The following is a 6957-nucleotide window of genomic DNA, read 5'->3' as shown; positions in this document are numbered from 1 at the left end:
CCACAAACTACCAATGCATTACCACCTGCTGCTTTTAATTTTTCGGCAGCTAATTTAATGCCGTCGTTTATTTTTTTATCTGCAAAAGATGGTGCTGTACCATTCAACGCATTTAAAATTGCAACTGCTACAGCACCAGTTTCAGAAGGTTTATGCGTAATGCGGTCATCTGCATTACTGCCTGTCATACTCATCATACTTTCAAAATGAATATGGTGGCTTAGCTCTGGTTTTTCTCCAACTATTTTTCTGTTTACAGAGTATTGTTTGCTAAATTCTGTCGGGCTTAACCAGGTGCCTAAAAAGTCGGCACCAAGGCTAACAATTACTTTTGCATTTTCAAAATGATAAGAAGGAATTGCTTTTTTTCCATAGCAAGTTTCGTTGGCCTGCAGCATTCCACTGTAACTTACTGCATCGTATTGTACGTGGCGGCTGCCGGGATATTTTGCTAAAAATTCGTTTATAATATCTTGTGTAGAAGGAGAATTAATGGTAGCAGTTAATAAAACAACTGTTTTGCCGGTAATAGCGGCACCCACCATTTTATCAAAATTATCAAAAGTAGTTACTTCTTTAAAATCGCTGCCTGCTTTTTGCATCGGGTAACGCAGGCGGGTATTATCATATAAATCTAAAACCGATGCCTGTGCCTGTGCACTTGTTGCACCTTTGGTTACGCTTGATAATTCATTACCTTCTATCTTAATTGGTCTGCCATCTCTTTGCTTTACCACAACCGAAATTACATCGCCGCCATTTACATAAGTTGATGCATAATAATTTGCAACACCGGGAATAACATTATCGGGTCTTTGTAAATAAGGTACCGCTTTGCGTACAGGCATTTCGCAACTGGCAGCCAATGTTGCAGCAGCAGTGCTAAAACCTAAATATTTAAGAAAATCCCTGCGTGGGGTTTTTGCATCTAAAATGCCTTTATCATCCAAATCCTCCAATGGCAACAGCTCTTCTTTAAATTCTTTTTCTGCAGATTGCTGAAAGCTTTCTGTTTGATTGAGTTGTCCGAAACTTTGCCAATACTTTTTATTACTCATAGTATGCTAATGTGCTAATGATAATTAAATCCAAATTAATCTCCTCCATTCCCCTTCAGGGATAGGAGTTTAATAGTGACATTTTTGACACTCTGTTCCACCAATTTTTTCTACCGTTACACTATCCATTTTGTGCGGATTCAATATTTTTTTACCTTTTTTATCAAAAATAGAATCACTCATTTGATTTTGGAATTTTTGATAGATGCTGTAAAATTTATTACCGGTACTGTCTGCCTTATTATAAAAATCTACTTTACTTTCTCTGTGGCAGTTAACACACCAGCCCATGCTTAATTCTGCAAACTGGTACACTTCGGGCATTTCCTGAATATTACCATGGCAGGTTTGGCATTGCTGTTTACCTACTTTTATATGCTGGCTGTGGTTGAAATAAACATGATCGGGCAGGTTGTGAATTTTTACCCATTCAATTGGATGTGCGCCATCTGGCATACCATCGCCATTTTTATCGGGGTTATAAGTTTTAGTGGCGGAATTAAATCCTGCATAAGCGTATAACTTTTCAATTTCTTCGGTACCGTTTACTGCAGTGCCATCCTCTCTTTCTAATTTATCCGGTCCTTCGTATTTATTAATTCCTTTGTGGCAGTTCATACAAACATTTACCGAAGGAATATTGGCATGCTTGCAGTCATGTGCGCCACCGTGGCAATATAAACAACTGATTTGGTTGGTACCAGCATGTACCTGATGAGAATAATATATTGGTTGCTCAGGTTGATAATTTTTCATTCGGCCCAGGCCAATAGCGGCGTTGGTAAAGAAATATCCTGCCACACAAAACAGTACCAAAATGGCTACCATTAAATACGTTTTGTTTTTGTAAGCAGGTACAGGTTCGCTGCGTTGAATGCCTTCTTTTTCGTCGGATAATTTGCGAAGGTTGCTGTTTACCTGTAATAATATAAATGCAATAAGTGCTAAAACTAAAGTAAGGATGCCGAAAAGAAGGGAGTTGTCATCTCCACCGCCAGCGCCAGGTTTTGTTGTATCGCCACCCGGAGGAGGTGCTTTAAAATCATCTACATATTTCATTATGGCATCAATATCATCCTTTTTTAAATCTGCAAAATTCGACATCATACCACTGCCTTTCCATTTAGCATAAAGTTCCGTAGCATATTTATCTCCACTACCTATTACTGCTGCAGGTCCTGCTACCCATTTATAAATCCAGCCTGCCGGTTGTCTTTCTTTCCAACCTTGTAATGCCGGGCCTGTAAAATCTTTATCGGGCTTATGGCAACTGCTGCATTTCTCTTTAAAAAGAGCCGTGCCATCAGCAGCAAAAACATTATTGGTAATTGAAAGCAATGCAAAGAGAAATAGGAATGCAAATGCTCTGTTAAAGATTTTTCTATACCGACTCATACAGTTATTACGGGGCTAATGTGGAAAAATATCCTCTTTCGGGTGCAAATTTAAGTCAGGATGTTGACATAATATCAACATTGTTAAATTTTTTTTTCGCTTACTGGGCGTGTATTTCAGCGTTTTGTGTTAGTTTTTATAATGTTATTGTCACATATTTGTAAACAAGATTTGAATAGCAAATTTTCAGGCTGTTCTTTCATTTCACAAATTTTTACTTCACATTTGCCAAATGTTTGAAAAACTTAAACAGCATTGGAAGGTAAGCGGGCTTAGTCTTATATTAATAATAACAACATTTGCCCTGGGTGGAAGCCTGTGCGGTTATGCAGGCCGAAAATTAATGTACTTTACTACAATTGACAAAGGAGCTTTATGGGTTGTACTCTATATTTTACTGGTTACATTATTGTGGCCGCTCTCGGTTTTGTTGGTAAGCATTCCGCTGGGGCAATTTAATTTTTTTAAAAAATATATTGGTAAGATAGTGAAGCGGTTTTCCACTTCTGGTCAAAAGCAAAAAAAAGGTAAATCGGGAATTTCTAATGATAAAGTAATCAATATTGCCATTTTTGCAAGCGGCGCTGGCAGTAATGCAGCACAAATTATTCAACATTTCTCTTCCTCTGCTAAAATTAAAATTGCATTAATTATTTGCAATAAACCCGGCGCCGGTGTTTTAAATATTGCAGCAAATGCTGGCATACCATCTTTATTAATTGAAAAAGAACAATTTTTTAAAGGCGATAGTTACTTACCCGAATTGCAAAAACATGCCATTGATTTTATAGTGCTGGCAGGTTTTTTATGGAAAATTCCTGAAAGATTAATAAAGGCATATCCTAAAAAGATAATTAATATCCACCCGGCACTGTTGCCCCAATACGGCGGCAAAGGCATGTTTGGGCACCATGTGCATGAAGCCGTAATCAACAATAAAGAAACAGAAAGCGGCATCACTATTCATTATGTAGATGAATTGTATGATCATGGTGCTGTAATTTTTCAGGCAAAATGTATTGTTGATGAAAATGACTCGGCTGACAGCCTTGCAAAAAAAATTCATTTGCTGGAGCATAAGCATTATCCTAAAGTAATTGCGGAGCTGCTGCAAAAGTAAAATCGCCGTTAAAAAAAGGCTTATATAATGATGTATTAATTTGTTGGCGTAATATTACGCCGCTAAACTTTTTTGCTGTTGCGTTTATTTACAAAAATATTTTTACTGGCAGTTTGTTTTATTGTTACTGCTAACGGTTTAATGGCGCAGTTTGTTTTAAGCGGCACAGTTTACGATTCTTCTAAAATAAATTTTGTACCCCACGTTAAAGTAACTAACAACAAAGGAAATTTTACTGTTACCGATTCAATGGGCAGGTACAGCCTTACAGTTGCAGAGAAAGATTCCGTTACATTTACATTCCGTAATAAATCAACACAAAAATTTGCCGTACAAACGGTTGCCGATCCTTTGCATTTTGATATTTCGTTACGGGTAAATTATAAAGGCAAATACAGCACCATGAAGGAAGTGGTAGTGTTTACAAAATCTTACAAAGAAGATTCAATAGAAAACAGGGAGACATATGCCAGCATTTATAATTACGAAAAGCCAGGTATTAAAACTTCTGTTTCTCCAACGGGTGGCGTAGGCGCCGATGTAAATGAACTGATAAATATTTTCAGGTTTAAAAGAAATAAACGGCTTAAAACTTTTCAGATAAGATTAGAGCAGCAGGAACAGGAAAAATATATAACCTACCGTTTTAATAAAGTACTTGTAAAAAGGCTTACGCATTTAGAAGGCGAACAATTAGATATGTTTTTAATAAAGTACCGGCCCGATTATGAATTTGCCAGCCTTGCTGACGAGTTAACTTTTAACCAGTATATTTTAAATGCTTCCTATAAATTTAAAATTGAATTGTTGCAAAAGGGTGCCTCAAAATAAATAATATAAAAAAGAGCCGTAATTTTCATTTCTAAATTACTGTTATGAAAAAGTTCGTTTTATTTTTCTGCCTCATTATTTCTCTTCAAACATTTTCTCAAACCGACAGTCTTCCTGCTTTTGTAAAAGACAGCTTGGATAGCTATGTAAACAAAGCTCTTACCGATTGGCAAATACCCGGCGCAGCAGTTTGCATTGTAAAGAATGGTAAAGTTGTTTTAATGAAAGGCTACGGTGTAAAAGAAATAAACGGTACCGATAAGGTAGATGAAAATACTTTATTTATGATTGGCAGCAACACCAAAGCTTTTACTGCAACAGCTTTGGCTATGCTTGATGCGGATAAGAAAATTTCGCTTGATGATAAAGTAACTAAATGGATACCGCAATTTAAATTAGATAATAAAGCCGCAGGCGAGCAGGCCATTGTAAGAGATTTGCTTTGCCACCGCCTGGGTTTTCAAACCTTCCAGGGAGATTTTACTTACTGGACGAGTAACCTTACACGAAGTGAAGTGATAGAAAAAATGAGCCACATAAAAGCACAATATCCCTTCCGCACAAAATGGGGTTATACCAATGCAGCATTTTTAACTGCCGGAGAAATTATACCAAAAGCTACCGGCATGCAATGGGAAGATTTTCTCACCCAAAAAATATTTACCCCATTGGGTATGAGCAGTACATTAGCATTAAGTAAAGATTTCCCCAATGCACTAAATAAATGCAGTGCACATACCATGGCCGATGGTAAGCTTATAAAAATTCCTTTTTGCAGTATTGATAATTTAGCAGCAGCGGGCAGTATTGGCTCATCGGTAAATGATATGAGCCATTGGGTAATGGCGCAGTTAAATAAAGGCATGTATAACAATGCCCAAATAATTCCTGCAGCGGCTATAGCGCAAACCTGGTTACCACATTCAATACTCGGCAATGGTGGTAAACAATTTAACAGCGGCCACTTTAATCTGTATGGTCTGGGTTGGTTTTTAGAAGAATACTGTGGCAAAAAAATTGTTTCTCACACCGGGGGTGTAAATGGCTTTGTTACAAGCGTTACAATATTGCCCGAAGAAAAATTAGGCATTGTAGTACTAACCAACACTGATGCCAATAGCTTTTTCGAAGCGCTGCGCAATGAAATAGAAGATGCTTATCTCGGCTTGCCTTACCGCAACTATAGTAAAGTTTATCGCAGTTACCAATGGGCTGATGAAGAACAAAAAATGAAAGAGTGGAAAGAAATCCATGACAGTATTGCATTGAATCCAACAACAGAATTACCACTGACTGCCTATGCTGGCGAATACATGCACAATATATATGGCAAAATGAATATTAAATTAGAGAATGCAAAACTCATTATGCGGTTTGAACATCACAAAGGAAGATACGGAACTATGGAGCCACTGGGTGGCAATCGTTTCTTCTGTACGTATAATGATCCTTTATATGGAATGAAAAAACTGGAGTTTACGGTAGCCAATAAAAAAGTGAAATCGCTAACGGTAAAAGTTGCGGACTTTGTAGAGTTTACCCCGTATGAATTTATTAAAATCAAATAATAACCTGCCAACTAGTAAAAATTAATTTGATGAAAAAATTTTCTGCCTCTTTTTTAACGGCTCTTCTGTTTATTTCTATCGCTGGTTTTGCCCAACGGGCAAAAAAGTTACATTTCAAATCCATACTGATTGATACGCATAATGATATTCCTACTACGGCCATTGATGCTGGTGTAAGTTTTGACCAATCGTTGAAAACAAAAACACATTCTGACCTGCAGCGAATGAAAGAAGGTGGTGTAGATGCACAATTTTTTTCTATCTGGTGCGATGGTAATATGAAAAATCCATATGCATGGGCCAACAGAGAAATTGATACCGTGCTGGCATGGACAAACAGAAACCCAGCTTCCATGGTACAGGCATTTACTGCTGACGATATTATTAAAGCTGCTAAAGAAAAAAAACTTGCTGTATTGTTAGGTGTGGAAGGTGGCCACATGATAGAGAATGATTTGAACAAATTAGAAGCATTATATAAAAGAGGTGTTCGTTATATGACCATCACTTGGAATAATTCTACTCCCTGGGCCACTTCGGCGTTATACGAAGCCTCCCCAAACCCCTCCGAAGGAGGGGCCTTAGAACCTGAAAGAAAAAAAGGATTGACTGATTTTGGGAAGCAAATAATAATACGAATGAACGAGTTGGGAATGCTGGTTGATTTATCTCATGTTGGTGAACAAACATTTTGGGATGCGATAGCCACTACTACTAAACCAGTGTTGGTTTCGCATAGTTGTGTGTATGCCCTTTGTGGACACCGGAGAAATTTAAAAGACGATCAGATAAAAGCGGTTGCAAAAAACGGCGGTGTTATCCATCTTAATTTCTACAGTGGTTTTCTTGACCCTGCGTTTGAAGCAAGAAGTGATGCCTTTACTGCTAAACATAAAATAGAAATGGATTCAATGTTGAAAGTAAATCCGGAACCATACTTTATGCAGGTGTATTTGTTTAATAAATATCCGGATGAAGTAAAAAG

The 6957-nt window shown here is 37.4% G+C and carries 6 protein-coding genes; 4 read left to right on the top strand and 2 right to left on the bottom strand.

Annotation, left to right across the window (positions count from 1 at the left end; genetic code table 11):
• Both ACY65O_RS08420 and ACY65O_RS08415 read right to left on the bottom strand, forming a co-directional pair.
• On the bottom strand, nucleotides 1–1058 hold a 1058-nt coding region (locus ACY65O_RS08420), incomplete at its 3' end, for a TAT-variant-translocated molybdopterin oxidoreductase (RefSeq protein WP_462220411.1).
• Nucleotides 1059–1127: 69 nt separating this feature from the next.
• Nucleotides 1128–2396 carry a c-type cytochrome gene (locus ACY65O_RS08415; protein WP_462220410.1) on the bottom strand — a complete coding sequence of 423 codons (1269 nt, stop codon included), beginning with the start codon at nucleotides 2394–2396 and terminating at the stop codon, nucleotides 1128–1130.
• A 289-nt stretch (nucleotides 2397–2685) separates the two neighbouring features.
• Between ACY65O_RS08415 and purN the strand changes: the two genes are divergently transcribed.
• The 4 genes from purN to ACY65O_RS08395 all read left to right on the top strand — a co-directional run.
• Complete coding sequence (gene purN, locus ACY65O_RS08410; RefSeq protein ID WP_462220409.1) at nucleotides 2686–3573, top strand: phosphoribosylglycinamide formyltransferase; 888 nt, start codon at nucleotides 2686–2688, stop codon at nucleotides 3571–3573.
• A 78-nt stretch (nucleotides 3574–3651) separates the two neighbouring features.
• Nucleotides 3652–4404, top strand: a complete 753-nt coding sequence (locus tag ACY65O_RS08405) for a hypothetical protein (protein ID WP_462220408.1) — start codon at nucleotides 3652–3654, stop codon at nucleotides 4402–4404.
• A 44-nt stretch (nucleotides 4405–4448) separates the two neighbouring features.
• Nucleotides 4449–5972: a serine hydrolase gene (locus ACY65O_RS08400; protein ID WP_462220407.1), complete on the top strand. Its 1524-nt coding sequence runs from the start codon at nucleotides 4449–4451 to the stop codon at nucleotides 5970–5972.
• 29 nt (nucleotides 5973–6001) lie between these two features.
• Nucleotides 6002–6957: dipeptidase (locus ACY65O_RS08395; RefSeq protein WP_462220406.1), on the top strand; the 956-nt coding region annotated here is incomplete at its 3' end.

Source organism: Ferruginibacter sp. (genome assembly GCF_031430955.1).
In the GTDB taxonomy this organism is placed as follows: Bacteria; Bacteroidota; Bacteroidia; order Chitinophagales; family Chitinophagaceae; genus Ferruginibacter.
This window is presented reverse-complemented; position numbering and strand designations above follow the sequence as displayed.

Coding starts and splice junctions, on each gene's coding strand:
- purN (WP_462220409.1), top strand. CDS start 2,686: ATGTTTGAAAAACTTAAACAGCATTGGAAGGTAAGCGGGCTTAGTCTT.
- ACY65O_RS08400 (WP_462220407.1), top strand. CDS start 4,449: ATGAAAAAGTTCGTTTTATTTTTCTGCCTCATTATTTCTCTTCAAACA.